The sequence below is a fragment of the Pseudoalteromonas thalassia genome (assembly GCF_049257215.1).
Lineage (GTDB): Bacteria > Pseudomonadota > Gammaproteobacteria > Enterobacterales > Alteromonadaceae > Pseudoalteromonas > Pseudoalteromonas lipolytica_C.
Genome location: NZ_JBMMUE010000003.1, coordinates 274,590 through 292,174, shown reverse-complemented (window position 1 = coordinate 292,174; position 17,585 = coordinate 274,590). Strand labels below are relative to the sequence as shown.

At 38.5% G+C, this 17,585-nt stretch carries 13 protein-coding genes; 10 read left to right on the top strand and 3 right to left on the bottom strand.

Going from position 1 to position 17,585, the window contains the following annotated elements; all coding sequences use genetic code 11:
• Positions 1 to 194: 194 nt before the first annotated feature.
• Entirely contained in the window at positions 195 to 2,318 is a 2,124-nt protein-coding gene (locus AAEU31_RS05860) for a methyl-accepting chemotaxis protein (protein ID WP_135926834.1), read from the top strand.
• Between the two features lie 444 nt (positions 2,319 to 2,762).
• Positions 2,763 to 4,280, top strand: a complete 1,518-nt coding sequence (locus AAEU31_RS05855; protein WP_235382719.1) for a DUF3360 family protein — start codon at positions 2,763 to 2,765, stop codon at positions 4,278 to 4,280.
• 45 nt (positions 4,281 to 4,325) lie between these two features.
• Here the strand turns inward: AAEU31_RS05855 and AAEU31_RS05850 are convergent, their stop codons facing one another.
• Positions 4,326 to 4,850 (bottom strand): hypothetical protein, encoded by a 525-nt coding sequence (locus AAEU31_RS05850; protein WP_421966741.1) that lies wholly within the window; start codon positions 4,848 to 4,850, stop codon positions 4,326 to 4,328.
• A gap of 52 nt (positions 4,851 to 4,902) precedes the next feature.
• On the opposite strand from AAEU31_RS05850, the gene AAEU31_RS05845 reads away from it, so the two are divergent.
• Complete coding sequence (locus tag AAEU31_RS05845; RefSeq protein WP_269407274.1) at positions 4,903 to 5,262, top strand: DUF1294 domain-containing protein; 360 nt, start codon at positions 4,903 to 4,905, stop codon at positions 5,260 to 5,262.
• A 55-nt stretch (positions 5,263 to 5,317) separates the two neighbouring features.
• Here the strand turns inward: AAEU31_RS05845 and AAEU31_RS05840 are convergent, their stop codons facing one another.
• Together AAEU31_RS05840 and AAEU31_RS05835 are read right to left on the bottom strand one after the other, a co-directional pair.
• Complete coding sequence (locus tag AAEU31_RS05840; protein ID WP_421966740.1) at positions 5,318 to 5,662, bottom strand: hypothetical protein; 345 nt, start codon at positions 5,660 to 5,662, stop codon at positions 5,318 to 5,320.
• Positions 5,663 to 5,776: 114 nt separating this feature from the next.
• Positions 5,777 to 7,735, bottom strand: a complete 1,959-nt coding sequence (locus AAEU31_RS05835) for a serine/threonine-protein kinase (RefSeq protein WP_171040394.1) — start codon at positions 7,733 to 7,735, stop codon at positions 5,777 to 5,779.
• 259 nt (positions 7,736 to 7,994) lie between these two features.
• Here AAEU31_RS05835 and tagH point away from each other — a divergent pair, with 259 nt between their 5' ends.
• The 7 genes from tagH to AAEU31_RS05800 are packed head-to-tail and all read left to right on the top strand — an operon-like array spanning position 7,995 to position 17,445.
• Complete coding sequence (gene tagH, locus AAEU31_RS05830) at positions 7,995 to 9,323, top strand: type VI secretion system-associated FHA domain protein TagH (RefSeq protein ID WP_421966739.1); 1,329 nt, start codon at positions 7,995 to 7,997, stop codon at positions 9,321 to 9,323.
• A gap of 26 nt (positions 9,324 to 9,349) precedes the next feature.
• Positions 9,350 to 9,808 (top strand): type VI secretion system lipoprotein TssJ, encoded by a 459-nt coding sequence (tssJ, locus tag AAEU31_RS05825; protein ID WP_421966738.1) that lies wholly within the window; start codon positions 9,350 to 9,352, stop codon positions 9,806 to 9,808.
• A gap of 10 nt (positions 9,809 to 9,818) precedes the next feature.
• Entirely contained in the window at positions 9,819 to 11,147 is a 1,329-nt protein-coding gene (gene tssK, locus AAEU31_RS05820; protein ID WP_138557093.1) for a type VI secretion system baseplate subunit TssK, read from the top strand.
• A gap of 15 nt (positions 11,148 to 11,162) precedes the next feature.
• Entirely contained in the window at positions 11,163 to 12,440 is a 1,278-nt protein-coding gene (tssL, locus tag AAEU31_RS05815) for a type VI secretion system protein TssL, long form (protein ID WP_421966737.1), read from the top strand.
• A 10-nt stretch (positions 12,441 to 12,450) separates the two neighbouring features.
• Positions 12,451 to 15,951 (top strand): type VI secretion system membrane subunit TssM, encoded by a 3,501-nt coding sequence (gene tssM, locus AAEU31_RS05810; protein WP_421966736.1) that lies wholly within the window; start codon positions 12,451 to 12,453, stop codon positions 15,949 to 15,951.
• The gene (gene tagF, locus AAEU31_RS05805) at positions 15,933 to 16,661 is read left to right on the top strand and encodes a type VI secretion system-associated protein TagF (RefSeq protein ID WP_421966735.1); all 729 of its coding nucleotides are present in this window, start codon (positions 15,933 to 15,935) and stop codon (positions 16,659 to 16,661) included. Before tssM ends, tagF begins: the two co-directional genes overlap by 19 nt.
• Complete coding sequence (locus tag AAEU31_RS05800) at positions 16,654 to 17,445, top strand: PP2C family protein-serine/threonine phosphatase (protein WP_235382711.1); 792 nt, start codon at positions 16,654 to 16,656, stop codon at positions 17,443 to 17,445. Before tagF ends, AAEU31_RS05800 begins: the two co-directional genes overlap by 8 nt.
• Positions 17,446 to 17,585 lie beyond the last annotated feature (140 nt).

The following is a 17,585-nucleotide window of genomic DNA, read 5'->3' as shown; positions in this document are numbered from 1 at the left end:
GTACGCCGTTAATCTAAATAAACCGAATCATAACAAAGCTATAAATTTCAATTGCATGCTAGCAAAATTCCGTTGTCGAACAGGGCATTTTCAATAAATTACTTAAAAATAATGCTTTACTCCTTTTTTGGGCTGTAAAATTAGTTAAATAGTCTAAACTATTAGCAAACCTACAATAAAAACAGGACATTTCGATGCGGCAGTTAGCATTAGCGAAAAAGTTATTATGGCTCACAGTAGGCAGTATTTTTATTACTGTGTTTGTTTTATCGAGTGTTTTATGGTGGCAGTTGTCAAACAGCAACCAGCAGTTAGCTGCACAATCAGAAAAGCTGATTGTTGCAGAAGTTGAAGACAAACTAGCCTCCAATGCTGCCGCATATGGTGAACAAGTCGCTGGATTTATTAACGAAGCATATCGAGTGCCTTATTCATTTGCCGCTATCTTAGGTGATCATGATGCAGCAAGTACTTTAACTCGCGATGCGGTGGTTGAGTTGAATCGCTCACTACTTAAAAAAAATACCATTCTTTCATCTATTTATTCGCAGTTTGAAGCAAATGCGTTTGATGGCCGTGATGCTAATTTTATTAGTGGTTATGATCACTCTGTGGCGGGTGTTGGTACTTTAGAAATCTATTTCACACGCAATCGAGATGGCGCCATTGAGCAACAAGTCGTAGATGATGCGGCTGAAAAATATGTCGATACACTTAATGAATTTGGTCAGCGAGAAGCTGAGTGGTACCTGTGTGTAAAAGACACCAAAGTACCCTGCATAATGGAACCTTACCTATACGAAATCACCCCAGGGTATTCAGAAATGATGACCTCTTTAACTGTGCCAATTCTTCGTGATAATGAATTTATTGGTGTTGCTGGTGTTGATTTAACTTTGCCTGTATTTCAAAGCATGACCGAAAAATTGTCAAAAGAGCTATATAATGGTAAAGCCCGAGTCACCTTATTAAGCTCACTTGATTTAGTGGTTGGTAGTAGCCATTACAAAGATAAGCTAGGCAGACCGCTAAAAGAGGCAGTGGCTAAAAGCACTTTAGACAATTACGTTAAAGCGAAAAATCAAAGTGGTGTATTTAAAGTCGGTGATGAGTATTTAGTTAATTACCCAATCACCATTAAGCTTGCTAAAACCCAGTGGAACTTATTGATTCAAGTACCAGCTGAGCTTGCACTTGAGGGCCCTCATGCGCTGGCAAATAGCATGAGTGAAAACGCCAATACGTTAGGCGGCTTAATCTTGGTGACAGGTATTATTATTGCTGGTGCAGCCTTTGTTATCATGACCTTAGTGATCCGCACCATCGTGGCACCATTACAACAAATTCAACAGCGTGTTGATAACCTTGCTAGTGCTGAAGGCGACCTAACTCAAACCCTGCATGTTGATACCCATGCTGAATTAATAGCACTAGCAACAGGTTTTAATGCGTTTCTTGCTAAATTGCGTGACTTAATTGGTGAGCTTAAAAATGTATCGACGCAAACCAAGGAGCAAGCTCACATGGCAACCAGTGTTGCTGTTGATACTAAACATAATGTACAAGCGCAATTTCAAGAAATTGAAAGCGTAGTGACCGCAATGAACGAAATGAGTGCAACAGCACTTGAGGTTGCAAGGGCTTCTGAACAATCGGCGCAACAAGCTGACGAAATAAATAGTTTAGTAGTTAGTAGTGAAAAAAGTTTGTCTTCAGCTGTAACACAAGTTAAGACTATGTCGGATGAAATAAAAGAAGCAAACAAAGCGGTCGAAAAGGTTGCAGCGCGCAGTAATGACATAACTCAGATATTAGATGTGATCAGAACGATAGCAGAGCAAACCAATTTGCTTGCCCTCAATGCTGCTATAGAAGCTGCAAGAGCTGGTGAGCAAGGACGTGGATTTGCCGTGGTCGCCGACGAAGTTCGTGCGCTTGCTTCAAAAACACGTTCATCAACCGATGACATCAGCGGTCTAATCGACAGCTTACAGCTTGAAGTAGGCAACGCTTCTAAAGTGATTGAACAAGGTGTTGTGCGTGCACAAACCGCGGTAGATGAAACCTCCGTTGCCTTTGATGCGCTGCATGAAGTGGTTGTTAAGGTAGACGAAATTACGCAACAAATTACCCATATTGCAACAGCCGCTGAAGAGCAAAGCTCTGTAACCGAAGAGATTAATAGGAATCTTACTTTAATCTCAGATGCTGCATCGCAATTAGCAGAGTTATCAACGCAGGCTGGAGACGGCAGTCAAACGCTTAATGCCCTTGTTGCACAGCAAGATGATGAGCTGAATAAATTAAAGACGAAATAGCTTTAAGCTGCTAGTTGCAAGAGTAAAGGGGCTAGTTACGAGGTGCTAGGTGCGAGATAAAACGCGATGTGAAATCGCTGTTACCTACTCGCACCTCGCATCTCTAGACCTTGTTTCGCGCGCCAAGCAAGTGTGATGCCTGCATTCCCGTACCTCATAGTTTGCCTGTTTGCTATTCATACGATTTATTAGACTAATAGTTAATGTGCTTGATTAATAGGCATTTATTAACAATTGCTGTATGTTGTCTAAATTATCAATTAAGGTAAGTTGTTATATTTCAATAGGTTATAATGATTTTCTGCATTTTTAATACTATAAGAACGGCTTTTTTACAAATTCATACCCTACCTTTTGCCTAATCGTGTTTTTGGCCTGACTGCTTTACCCTAACTGCATAATAAAAACTCACATAATTTTTCAAGATAGGCAGTAGGAGAACTCATGAATACGAGGCAGCAATCAGCGTCAACAGCGCCTGCTGAGCAAGGATCGGATACTCATGCCGATCAGCAAAGCTATCAAGCTCTTCATAAACCTAGCAGTGAATTTTCGAGTCGCGACGAATACCTTGAACACGAATTACAAATTATGCAGCCTAAGCGCTGGCGTCCTAATTTACCATTTCGTGATTACCGGTTTGAATTAGAAGACTCTATCCCTGCAATGGCAGGAACCATAGGCAAGGTGGTCATGGTCGGTGCTATTGCTGCAACGTTTGCAGCGCCACTGGGCCTAGGTGAAGGTTTTATTCTAGAAAACGTGCGCTATGAGCTATTAATTGTATCGATCTTCATTTTATTATTTTCGGGCTTCTTTTTACCAACGGCAAATCTGGCGGGTACGCATGGGCCGCTTATTCCATTGATCCCGATTGTGGTTGCAGCGGGTGGTCACCCAATGGCCTTTGGTTTACTGATAGGGGCGTTTGGTCTGTTACTCGCGCTTAGTAAAGGGGGGAGTTTACTGGCGGGCTTAACCAGCCGAGGAGTGTGTGGCGGTTTACTGCTCTACCTTGGTTTTATCGGCACGATTTCGCAGGTTAAAAAGCTGTTTGCATGGGCTGAAGGCATTGATATGACCCATATCGCTTTTATTGTGATTTTATCGACTATCGTGTTGTATGCATTACTTGAGCACTACAAAAAACGTTGGTTAGCTGTGCCATTAAGTTGCTTACTTGGCGGTTTAATCGCATTTTTACTGGGGGCGCCGTTTGAGTTTAAAACAGCACCGGGCTTACCAAATATGAACCCAATGTATTGGTGGGGTGAAAACACCGGTTGGATGCTGGGGTTACCAACTCTTGAGAGCTTTGTTGTGGTATTGCCGTTTGCAGTGCTTGCGGTTGCTATGTGGTCACCTGACTTTTTAGGGCACCAAGTATTCCAAAAAATTAGTTACCCAGAACGCACAGAAAAAGTGCAAATGAACATTGACGATACCATGTTTAGTGCTTCAATCCGCCAGACATTTGGTTCCTTATTAGGCGGCTCTAACTTTACCTCATCATGGGGAACTTACATTGTGCCAGCAGCCATCGCTAAGCGACCCATTCCTGCAGGTGCGGTGTTAACGGCATTATTTTGTATCATTGCCAGTATTTGGGGCTACCCAATGGATTTAGCTATTTGGCAACCCGTGTTATGTGTCGCCTTGATTGTAGGTGTGTTTATCCCACTTCTTGAAGCTGGCATGGAAATGACCCGCGAAGGTAAAACCACCCAATCGGCTGCTATTGTGGTGTTTTCATCTACTTTGGTGAATCCTGCATTTGGTTGGTCGTTAACTATGTTGCTCGACAACCTGGGCTTAATTGGTTGTAAAGAGCGAAGCTCTGAACTATCACCAATGAGCCGTTGGATCATTCCATTAATAATGTTTGTAATTTTAACAAGCGTGATGGCGCTGGTGGGTATGCTGCCAGGGATCCCAGCATTAATGGCTGACTTTAGGCATTGATAAAAAAGGGTAAGGTGATAAACGCCTTACCCTTTTTCAAAGCTGTTATTTAAACTTAACTGTTTTTTCGCTGCGGATGTAAGTTCGGGTATCTGGTTTTGTCCATTGACCTTTTTTAAGGTAAGAGGTCGACACCACAAAGCTGTTGTTTTTAAACTCGCTTGTCGATTTTACCTTAGTGATCCCCTCTTTGCTGCCTGTCACATTCTCATAAGCAACAAACTGAGTAGGGCTAAGTACATTCATTGTGCCTTGGGTATAAAAACCTGCCGTAGTGAAGTAATAAAACACTAAAGATTGATTTTTATTATCCCAAAAAATCATCGATTCACCACCATATTCACCTTCATTGATAGAATGAATGGTTTTAATAGCCGTGCCATTGAGCGCGCGTTGCCAGGTACTCACATCTTGCACCGCAGGTTTACCTGCTGCGACATTAAAGTCAGACTGCCATGTGCCTAAGTAAGGCTCAAACACTTTTAGCTTGTCATCAAGTTGTTGCTCCGCCGCCAAAACAGAAAGTGAACACAGGCAGATTGATAGTAAAAGTGATTTTAGGTATGCCATAATAGCGTCCCGATAAAATTAATTTGTTTTGCAAAGTATAGGTGATAATTCGTTGATTAAGAAAACATTAATTACATTTTCATTGTTGTTTTTAGCGCTGTTATGGCTGGTATCGTGGCAACTTAATATTACCTACTTTATTGCAGGCACTTACAGCGTAGCGAGCTTAATAAGCTTTTTGGTATACGGCTGGGATAAACGTTTAGCGATGCAACATGGCGAGCATACAATAAGAGTACCTGAGCGAACACTGCATATTTTAGGGTTAATCGGTGGTTGGCCAGGTTCATTAATTGCACAGCAATGGTTAAGACACAAATCCAAAAAACGCAGTTTTATTGCCGTGCTTTGGTTAACAATTATTGCTAATTGCAGTGCGCTGTTATCACTGCATTATTTGCAGTTAATTTAAAAGTAGATCAAAAAAGGAAAGCCGTTGCTTTCCTTTGGTGGGAAGTAATTTCATATTATTGAGTAGCTTGATTAGACTCTATGCTTTTAAGATCTACAGTCAATATTGTTTTTTTATCTACAACAATCCATTTGCGATAGGTTAAATAACCAGGCTTGGTTACTTCAATATCGTATTTACCATCATTAAGTTTAATACCATCTTCGTAGACAGGTTTAATATTCATGATACGAACACGCGCATCGTTAGGTGTAGTAACGACCGTTAATGAAGTTACAGGCACTTCCTCTATCACTTCAGCTACAGGTTCTACAATAGTCTCTGGTTCTGGCGAAACTTCTGTGGTTGATGAACAGCCTGCTAGTATCATCAGTGCACAGGCAAGACTTAATTTTTTCATAATTACTCCATTAAATTACACTATTTATTAGACGTTAAAGAAAAAGAATGGCGTTCAAAAATTTATTTGTGCAAATTCGCTCTTCCCTGACGTTTGATTATTTAATCTTCTGATCTAGATTGTATTTTCTAGACTCTTTCTAATTTCTTCGCTCCGTTCTACAAGTCTTTCGGCTGTTCTATACATTTTTTGTTTCATTAAACTACTGGCCATAGAAATATAAGTCGTTGCTATTTGATCTTTGATTAATAAAATGGGCTCAAATGATTCAGGGAAGATTTCAGCTTCTTTGCTAAATGACTCATCAAACTCGATAAGCTGTTTATAGTCCGAAACATTTGCAAGTTGAGTGTTAAATCTTTCTAATTTTTCTTGATAAAATATTTTGGCATCGTCGTCAGGGTAACTCACAGTCATCCCTTCACTCGTTTTTCTCTTATATTCAGCTAATGCGACCATGGCTGACTCTTTTTTTCGCAATGCAGTAACGAGTGGCTCAAGTTCTGAAGTATTGGAAAAAACTAATTCACCTACATCAAGTAGTGTTTTTTGTGTAACAAAATCTTCATTTTCAATAGACGCTAAAACTGCCAGTTTGAAATTATTTATATGCTCTTGGTTGGGTACATAGGTATAACTAGAGTCGATAATTTTTATTTGAGATACAAGACCGTGAATGTTGTTGTCACCACTTTCATCGTATCTAGATTGCGATAACAGTACATCTAAACGGTAACTTAGATCAGATAGAATTGACTGTCTTTCAGTAAGCAAGCTTTCGAGTTTATTATTTAATGTCTCTGAATCAGGATAGAAATTTTTTGCTTCGTCATAAATAGCAATAGCTTCATCGTAGGCTCTTGTATTTATGGCGGTTCTTGGTAAATCATCGACTTGTTTAGTAAATTTTTCTACGACTTTATTTTGATGAACAGCTAAAAGCCCTTCTTTTAATACTTTGTATTGTGGTGGAATTTCATTTAATCGTTGCGGTAAACCATCACTAGGCCAATTCATCCATGTTTCAAGCTGTTCAACTTTTGCGAGCGAGTTTTGATAGTTTGCTTCAATCAATTGCTGTTTATCGCTTTGGGATAAAAACTGATACCCAGCACCACCAATAAGTAATGCGTAGCAAGCTGCATGGATTAATAATGAAGTTCTATTATTGTTTAGTTCATATTTAACTTCAGACAATGATTTAGGGCGATGAGCAGCATCAAGTGAAATACACTTTTTGATTTTAAGCCAAACACTTAATGAACTGTTGCTGGGTTTTTTTACACTTGTATCTTTTGCTACTTGATTTGCAGCGACTCTATTGTATGGATGCTTGCTCGTTAATAGCTCAAATGCAATACAACCAAATGCAAATATATCGTCTTTAGCTGAAGATTTGTCTCCATTTAGTTGCTCAGGACTAGCATATGTGGGGGTATAACCATTGCTGTTTGGTTGCTCATTGTTAGCAGGGGCTGCATATTTATCTTCTTGAAGGTTTGTTTTTGCAATACCAAAATCTAAGATCTTTAAGTTTCCTTGCGAATCAAGAATTATGTTTGAAGGCTTTAGGTCGCTGTGTACAATTCCCTTAGAGTGAGCGTAAGTTAGGGCGTCAATAAGCTGATTTAAAATAGGTTTAGCTCGTTTTTGAGACAAACCATTTGGTTTACTTCTTTTGATTAATTGCTCAAGAGTTTCACCTTCAATCCATTCCATTACGACGAAATGATAGGTGTCACTTGAAGACGCTGAAAATACTTTGACAATGTTGGGGTGAGAAAGAGTGCGAGTTTTTATTGTTTCATCTTTTAACAATAATAAAGCATCCTCTGAGTCAGCTAACTCAGGGTGTAATACTTTAATTGCAACTATATTATCTTGATTTAATTGAGTATTTAGGTAGGTGTCTCGTGCTCGATAAATATAACCCATGCCACCTTCACCAATTAATTCTTCAATTAAGTAGCGGTTTGAGAGTGTTTTACCAATTAAATGAAGCTTGCTTCCTTTAGATACCGCATTTTTATTTTTTATTGAGGCAATACGTGTTTTATCATTCTCAGCAGTCATTATAATTCCTTTTATAAAAATCAATATCCTTTTGACTGGGGACATATTTTACAAAAAATACAACAATAAGCAATCATTCAGTTTATATTAATGAACTGGTACTTAAGGTTTAGTTCTTAGATTGGTTATTTGTTTTTGTATTTTATTTTGTTTTTTAAAATTATTTAAATTCTGTTTTTGGGTATTTTTCCGCGTTGACTTTATTCTGCGAAGTATTTTATCCTATTAGAATGTTTGTATTTATGGGACTAACAATCAAATGGAAGTGATTCTAAATGTTACCAGTTATCACAGGCTTTCTCCTGAGATAGATGCGAAAAAAGTAGTAAAAAATGAGTTAACTTTTGGTCGGTCAGAAGATTGTGATTGGTATTTACCTGATCCGGAAAAAGTAATATCAGGTCGCCATGGTAAAATTGTAAAAGAAACAGATGGCTTCTATGTTTATGACTACTCGACAAATGGATTGTTTATAAACTTTTCAGTTTCACCGCTTGGTAAAGAAAATAAACACCGACTAAATGATGGTGACATTCTCACTATTGGTGATTTTCAAATTGAATCAACTTTACAGCAAGATGAACAAGCTCAAAATTTTGAGCCACATGTCAACTCTTTCAATACCCCGCCTACAGAACTACCAACAAATTTAAGCGGTAATTTTAATGCTTCTTCTGAGCAGCAATTGGCTTACGACAGTTCTAGTGAACTTGAAGAGGCAATGCTTGCTCCTACTTTTCAGAAAGCACCGAGTGAAAACATTGACATATTTTCACAACAAAACCTCAGTCAACCCATTCCAGAGGACTGGGATGATCTAGTGCAACTAGCAGGTACAGTTAAAGAAAAAGAAAATAGAATGACTGTATTACCTTCTGAAGAGCCAGTAAGTAGCACATCATCACTTAATGAAAGTAAGCAGTTCAATAGTGGCAATAGTGGCAATAGTACAAATGCCTTAAATAATAGCTCTTATAGCTCTGTAAGTGCACCAATAAAAAATAATCAAATTTCAAACTCTTCGAAATTAGTTATTTCTTTTTTGAATGGCTTAAGTGTTAATGAAAAATTAACTGCAGAGCTGCAAAATGAAGACACATGGCAGCATATGGGCGAGTGCTTTAAGCTTTTTCTTGAAGGCTCGATGGATTTGATTCGTCAGCGAACAAATATTAAGAATCAACTTAAATTGAATCACACAACTTTTAAAGTTGAGCAAAATAACCCTCTTAAGTTTTCAGCAACCATTGATGATGTTATGCAGAATCTTTTTGTTCGTAATAGCGCAAGTTTTTTGCAAGCGAATCAAGCTGTAAAAGAAAGTTTTGTTGATATAAAACTTCATGAGCAAGGGTTACTAGCAGGAGCAACAGGGGCGCTTAATGGCCTTTTAGAGCAATTATCACCGCGTGATATAAAAGCGCAAAGTAATAAAGGTGGTCTACTTAGCTCTTTGCCTGCATATGGCGGTGCTTCTAGCTGGCGTATATATAACGAATTGTATGCTGACATTGCAGATGATGTTAAAGCTAAAGGGGTTTTAGCATTTTCTGATGATTTTCTGAAGGCATACAATAGTGGTAATTAGTTGTATTACAATAAAGGAATAATGCAATGTTGAAGTTCAAGCTTACTTTTGTAGGTGCTATGTGGGTATTTTTAACAGCCTGTACAACGGTAAACAAGTTTGTGCCCCCATCTACTGATTTAAACATTTCAGTGGCCTCAGATGTGAATCCAGATATCTCTGGCCGTCCTTCACCTGTCGTTTATAAAGTGTTTGAACTAAGCTCCCGAACTATTTTTGATACGCAAGATTTTTTTAGTTTATATGAAAATCCTGAAGCGGTACTTGGGCCTGATCTTCTTAAAAAAGATGAACTTGAATTACAACCTTCGTCAAGCATTGAATACAAAATGAATTTAAACAGAAATACTCGCTTTGTTGGTGTGGTAGTCGCTTATAGAGATATTGAAAAGGCCCGTTGGCGAGCTGTTATAGAGGTTGATCCGACAGGCTACGATGATATTGACGTAAATGTTGAGTCGTTAGCTGTATATATGAAAGATTAAAGGAATAAACATGAGTGATTACACGCGGGTCGCATGGACAGAAGGAATGTTCTTAAGACCTCAGCACTTTCAGCAAGCAGATAAGCATTTTTCTAGTGTAATAAGAAGGGTTGTAGAGGGAACTGTTCCTGATTCGTGGGGAGTAATAGAGCTTGAAATTGATAGTGAGCTACTTGTAACTGGTCAATTTGCTATTGATAAATTGACGGCTATCTCGCCTGATTTATGCCCAGTTCAGATGCCAGGTGATGAGTTTCTTCCTGACCCCTTAGTGTTAGCGAAAAGTGCTTATGATGAAATTGTGTGTCTAGCGATTCCAGCCCTAAAAGGAAGTGGAATAAATATCTCCGCTAGTGACGACGAGTTAGTTACGCGTTACAGGGTTGCAGATTTATCAGTAAGTGATGATAGCTTAGGTTCTCAGGCTCAAGAAGTCATCCAAGTGGCAAAACTTCACAGTAAATTGATGTTAATGTCAGATGATACATCCGGGTATGTATTGCTGCCGCTGGCAAGAATCACGGAAGTAACGAATGAGGGAGCAATTAAACTTGATTCTAAGTATGTTCCTCCTAGCTTATTTGTTATCAGTAATAAGGCGTTAACCGCTCTTGTTAGAGAAGTCTCAGGTTTAATAAAGCAACGTGCAGAAAGTATTGCAGTCAGGCTATGTCAAGGGTATGCAGGTAGCACATCAGTGGCTGATTTTTTGATGCTACAAACATTAAATAAATATGATGCTATTTTTCAAAGCTTATTAACGCACTCTCGTGTTCATCCTCGAGAACTGTACGCGCGGCTAATTGAGCTTGCTGGAGAGCTTGCAACATTTAGTGCTGTAAATAAACGGGTGCCGCAACTTCCAAAATATGATCATGCAAACTTACAGTTTGTTTTTGCAGAAGTTGTTAACTTTCTTTACCAATCATTAAGCCAAGTGATTGAACAAACAGCCACAGAAATTAAGCTAGAACAAAGTAAGTTTGGTATTTCATTTGGTTCATTAAGAGATAAGTCAATTCTTGATTCTGCTCAATTTGTATTAGCTGTTAAAGCGAGCATTCCGCATGAAGAGTTAAGAAAGTTATTACCTTCGCAAATTAAAATTGGTAGCGTAGAGTCGATTCGAGATTTAGTAAATAACCAGCTACCAGGGATCTCAATTAATGGCTTGCCTACAGCTCCACGTCAAGTACCTTACCATGCTGGATATCATTATTTTGAGCTAAATAAAAACAGTGAGCACTGGAGCAAACTAAAATCCAGTGGAGGTATCGCTATTCATTTATCAGGTAATTACCCTGATTTAAACTTAATTCTCTGGGCAATTAGAAGCTAATAAGGAAGCGTTTCAATGGATGAAACAATAATTAAACCACGTCCAGGACGTTTGAGCCGAGACAAGTCAAATTTAGAAGCATCTAAAGGTTCGAGTGATAAAACCGTTGTCTCGTTTAGTCACTCTTCACCAGAAAAGGCGAGTGTCAGTTCTGTATCAATTTTTAAAAATGAATTACTCGATGCTGCTAATGATAGCTTTTCATTGATCATTTTTATTAATCAGTCATCACAAATTGACAGTTTAGCTGCTTTAAAACATCGTGCTATTGAATCAATCAAGCGATTCGAAACGAATCTACGTGCAAAATCAATTGAACTTACAGTAATTAATAATGCGCGCTATTGTTTGTGTGCAGCTATTGATGAAGCCGTCTTAAATGCAAAGTGGAGTTCGTTAGAATGGGCAGAAGAGAGCTTATTATCTACTTTTCATAAAGAAACATTTGGTGGTGAGTACTTTTTTACTTTGCTGGATGAAGCGCTAGCGCATCCAGAAATGAATCGAAACTTTCTAGAGTTACAATACCATTGTTTAAATTTAGGTTTTAAGGGGAAATTTCGAGTTGCTGCAAGCGGTGAAAGTAAGTTAGAAGATTACCGTAATAGAATTTACCACATCCTCAATCAGCTTGATGGGCCTCATAGTCAATTTTTAACACCTAGCTGGAAAAGCCGTGTTGCAGCAGGGATAGAGTTAAGAAACCAAATTCCTCTTTGGGTTGTAATTTCGGTTCTTGCTTTAATTGCGCTAGTGGTTTATTTATTTTTCAATATGCGTCTCAATGAGCAAGTTGACGCTACTGCTGAAAACTTGAAATTAGTTCATCCTTTGTCATCTTCACAAGTCGAAGGTAACAAAAGTAAGCAACTCGACTTGTTAACCCAATTATTACACACTGAAATACAACGCGGTATAGTGAGCGTTGAGCAGCAAGCAGACAGAATCAGAATAACAATTAATAATGAGAGTTTGTTCAACTCAGGCGAAGCGACACTTCTGCCATCTTTCCAACCAATTTTAGAGAAGTTGGCGCTAAGCCTTGAAGGAACAAAAGGCAAAATCTTAATCACAGGTCACACCGACGATAGTCCAATAAGTACCAGTCAGTATCCTTCTAATTGGCATTTATCATTAGCTAGAGCTACACAAGTAGCAAACTCAATGGCCAAGAACACGGGCTTAATGGGGAGGTTATGGCCAGAAGGAAAAGGCTCTGCAGAGCCTTTAGTGAGCAATACGAATTCAGATAAGGCATTAAACCGCCGAATTGAAATCGACTTACTTTTTTAATGGAGTTGTGATGAGTTTTATTCAAAAGTGCAAGCGCGCTATGTACGCTGCTACTTCTCGTAAGGTAATGATCGTAGTTGGCTTTTTAGCTCTCTTCCTACTTATTTGGTTTGGTGGTCCTTTGATAGCGATCGCTGATTATAAACCGTTTGAAAGTGTCGCTGCTCGTGCAATCACTATTTTAGCAATTTTACTGGTATATACCGTTATTAAACTGATTGAATTTAGAAATCAAAGCAAGCGAAATACTAGCATGACAGAAGAGCTGATAGAGGTTGATGCTAATTCTGCAGATGAAGTCCAAGAAGAAATTAAAACCTTAAAGACTCGAATGGTTGAGGCGATCGAGTTATTGAAGGATGCCAAGCTCTTTAACGGCCGTAATATCTATCAGCTTCCTTGGTATATCATGATTGGCCCTCCTGGTTCAGGTAAGACAAACTTTATCAATAACTCAGGCCTTGATTTTCCTTTAAAGGAGAAGCTAGGCACAGACTTAATTCACGGTGTTGGTGGTACGCGGAATTGTGATTGGTGGTTTACCAACAAAGCAGTGATTATTGATACCGCAGGACGTTACACCACGCAAAACAGTCATGCTTTACACGACTCAAAAGCATGGCAAGGTTTTTTAGGACTACTTAGAAAATACAGGCCAAAACGACCTGTAAATGGGGTGATCATCAGTATGGGTATCTCTGAACTGATGAATCAAACTAAAACTGAGCGTAATTTGCATGCTCGCGCGATTAAACAACGACTACAGGAGCTTCAAGGGCAGCTGGGCATGACCTTTCCTGTTTATGTTATTTTTTCAAAAGTTGACTTAATTGAAGGGTTTAGAGAGTTTTTTAGTGAGCTGAGTGATGAAGAAACCGAACAAGTTTGGGGGGTTACTTTTGAGCTTGATGCTGAATCTGACAATCAAATTGAAGTGTTTAACAGGGAATTTCATGGGCTAATTTCAAATTTAACCTCGTTATTAAATCGACGTTTAATTAATGAGCATGATTTAGCAAACCGCTCTAAGGTATTTGAGTTTCCAAAGCAACTTCGTGCACTTCAAAGTGTAGGTTATTCTTTTTTAAAAGAAATATTTACACCAAATGCGTATGAAAGTCTGCCAATATTTCGTGGTGTATACCTTACTAGTGCAACGCAAGAAGGGACTCCTTCTAATTTGTTGACTGAACAAAATTCAACGAAAAAAGATTATATAAACCAAACTAGAAGCTTCTTTATAAAGCGTTTGTTAGAGAGCGTTATTTTTCCTGAGCAAAACCTAGCAAGTACCAACAAACATCATGAAAAGCAAAGTAAGTGGTTACGCGTGTCATGCTTAGCTGTGACATGTATCACTTTAATAGCATTAAGTATTTCTTGGTACGTGAGCTTTTCATGGAATAGTGATTTGATAGATGAAACAAATCAAGCATTAGCTGAATATCAAGTGCTAGATCAAAATACAGTAGATAAAGGTAATCTGCTTGTTTTGAATCAGCGCTTTAATAAGTTAAAGAATTTCCCTGTTAATGAAATTAATGCTGAAGATTTTGAGGCTTATGGTTTTAGTAAGGTAGAAGAGCTAACAGAGGCCTCAAAGAGCGCCTACTTGCGTTCACTAAAAACATATCTAGAACCATTTTTACTCAATTCGCTAACATCAGAGATGGAGCAACAAGCGGATTACTTGAGTTATTTATATGAGACTTTACGAAGCTATTTGATGCTATTTGAACCGGAGCATTACAACCAAGATGATTTACTTGCATGGTTTAGTGCCTATTACGAAAGGGCTCTTCCTGGGGATGTGAACGTAACTAATCGCAGTGATCTTATGGCTCATACACGAGCATTACTGGATCATGGTTTTTCTGGGCAGGAAATTGATCATCAAGCTGTTCGTCTTGCGCGAGCTGAATTAACAAAACTGCCAATTGCAGAAAGAGCTTATCAAAGACTGCAAGCTGACTTTATGGAAAGCAGCATTCCACCAATAAAATTAACAGACATTATAAGTTACGAAAGCGCACGAGAATTTAGTTTTCAAAACCCTGAAGTCGCGATGAAAGGTATCCCAGGTCTTTATACCTACAATGGTTATCATGGCATTTTTAATGTCGAGAAAAGCAAGATGTTGGGTAACTTGATGGCAAGTAGTTGGGTTTACGGTGAAGAAGCTGCAAACACATACGATATCTCAAAAGCTGAAATCGAAAAGAAATTAGAGCAAAAGTATTTTCAAGATTATATCTATTATTGGCGTTCGTTTGTTAATGAGCTGACTCTAAAAGAGTTCAATTCACCAACAGAAGGTGTTCGAGTAACTAATGTTTTGGCAGGACCTGAAGCGCCGATAAAAAATATAATTATCACCGTTCAAAAAAATGTTCAGTTAACTAAACTGCCTATTTCGGAAAATCAAAAGGCAGCCGGTAAAGTGGCTGCAAACGCTGCTGAAGTCGCTATGCATACTAAAGCTAATAGACTTAAACGTTACTTGCCTAATGAAACACCGAAATTTGAAGTTAAACTTCCAGGCTACCAAGTAGAGGAAGCATTCAGTGATATTTTAGATATTGAACCAGAACAACTTGAAACAATACAAGCCAATCTAAGAGAGCTAAATATTTACTTAAACCAACTTGATCGAGGTGGGTTACTTAAGTCATCAGTAAAGAATCAGTTAAGTGGCAAGAATAAACCGGAATTCCTCAGTCAGCTTGAGTTTCAAAGTAAAGGACTACCTTACCCAGCCAATAAGTGGCTATTAGACATTAGCCAAGATACGTCGAATATTACTCGAAAAAGTGCCAATCAGCACTTAAACGAAATTTGGAGAAGCAGTGTTTTACGTGAGTACAATGCTGCAATCGTTGGGCGTTACCCGTTGGTTCCTAATTCAGATAAGGAGATCAATCTTAAAGATTTTTCAGACTTTTTTGGTCCTAAGGGCACGATAGATAACTTTTTCACTACCTATATTGCGCCTAGTGTTGATACCAGTAAGAGCCCTTGGCGATTTGAAAAGAACATAGGTGTGAGTGAGTCAGCACTCAGAATGTTTGAACAAGCGGCCAGAATTCGAGAGGTGTTTTTTGATGGCAACAGTAATACGCCACGAATAGAGTTTGGTTTAAAACCGATTAAACTGGACCAAACAATTTCCAGCTTCATGATCGAAATTGATGGTCAGTCAATGATTTATCGACATGGCCCACCGAAAGTAAAAAGTATTGTTTGGCCTGGGGAAGTTGCTCAAAGCAAAACTAGAATTGTGTTTACACCACCTTATGGGGGGAGAACCATCAATACCAGCTACAGTGGTGAATGGTCTCTCTATCGAATGCTGGATGATCTTAAAGCTCAGCGAGCAGAAACCCAGAGTGACTTAGAGCTGCACTTTTCGTTACAAGGAAATAATGCAACGGTTGAATTATTACCTAATTCGATTCGACACCCATTTTGGAACGCAAGTATAGAGAGCTTCTCATGTCCGACAAGGTTATAGGTTTTGGCTATTTGGGTAAAGTTCCATTTTTGGGTGACTTTGTTCAAGAAGGTATTGGTCAACAGTTTTCAGAGCATTGGGAGCATTGGCTTCAGGCTGCGATAGCAGTAAGCAAAGAACAACTAGGTGCCCAGTGGCAAGAGCGTTATTTAACAAGTCCTGTTTGGCACTTTGCACTATGCGAAAACTTAATTACAGAGAATGCAAAAATGGGCACGCTTTTGCCAAGTGTTGATGCTGTAGGCCGTCATTATCCCTTTACTGTTCTTGTTGATAGCGATAGCACACCGATTGCGACATTAAACTCAAACCAGCTTTCGCTTGATTATGAAGACGCAGTGTTAACTGTTCTAGATGACAGTGTAGACTTAAGTGTTTGGCAGAAAAAGGTACTCAGTACGCTTAAAAGTAATCATTCACCAACTAAAAAATTCAGTAAAAGCCTTTCTCCAGATGAAAATAAATCAGCTGCAGTATTTGAGTTTCAAGGAGATGAATTGGGTGCCGGGACATTAAACGATGTCTTGCATTCGCTATTACTCAATAAGTATGGAGATTACAGCGTTTGGTGGACCCACGGCTCTATAAATATTAAACCTGTTGTTTTTGTGACAGCAGGTTTACCGCCAGTAAATCAGGTGGCTGCAATGCTAGATGGACGTTGGCAGCATTGGGAATGGAATTATACCCAGGTAAGTGAGTGTGAATAAAAATTTTATTAGTTATGCCGTGTCTCATCGCGGAGTCGTTCGTGAATTAAATGAAGATGCTTATATCGAACTTAATAAGTATAACATTTGGGTTGTTGCGGACGGTATGGGGGGGCATGAAGCGGGCGATTTTGCAAGCCAGCTAGTGGTAGATGTCATTAAGGCTGAAGTCGAAGAGTTACCTGCTTCATTAATTTCGACTGAGATGTTGATTAAGGCAATAAAAAGCGCCAATACAAAACTACTTGAGTATAGCAGTGATTTTTTGGGGAACAAAACGGCTGGTACAACAGTTACTGTTTTGTTTTTTAAAGATAATAAATATTCAGCAATATGGGTAGGTGATAGCAGGATATACCTTTACAGATCGAATGCTTTACTACAGTTATCTCGAGATCATAGCCAAATTAATGATTTAATTGACGAGGGCTTACTCACAGAGCAAGAAGCAATAAATCACCCATTAGCGAATGTAATTACACGCGCAGTAGGGGTACAAAATGAATTATCAGTCGATTGTGTTGAAGGTGATTTATTAACTGATGATATTTTCCTACTTTGTTCTGATGGATTAACTGGTGAGTTAAGTGACTCAGAAATTAGTATTGCTTTAGGTCCTAAAAATATAATTGATTCTGGTATGGCTTTAATTCACTCCACTCTTGTGCGTGGTGCAAGAGATAATGTTACTTTTATTTTAGTGAAAAATGAAGAATCGGATAAATCTAATAATAAAAAACTAGTTAATGATGATTTGACTGTACCCTTATTATTGAGTAAATAGCCTATTATTAAAATAATATGGATGATGCTTTGTTTTATTATTTTATTTTTTGTAATTTTATTTTAATTAATGGTTTTGTGGCTTGAAATTAAAAATAAGAGATGTATTATTTTACGTCGTCTCTATTTTGGGTGTAAAAG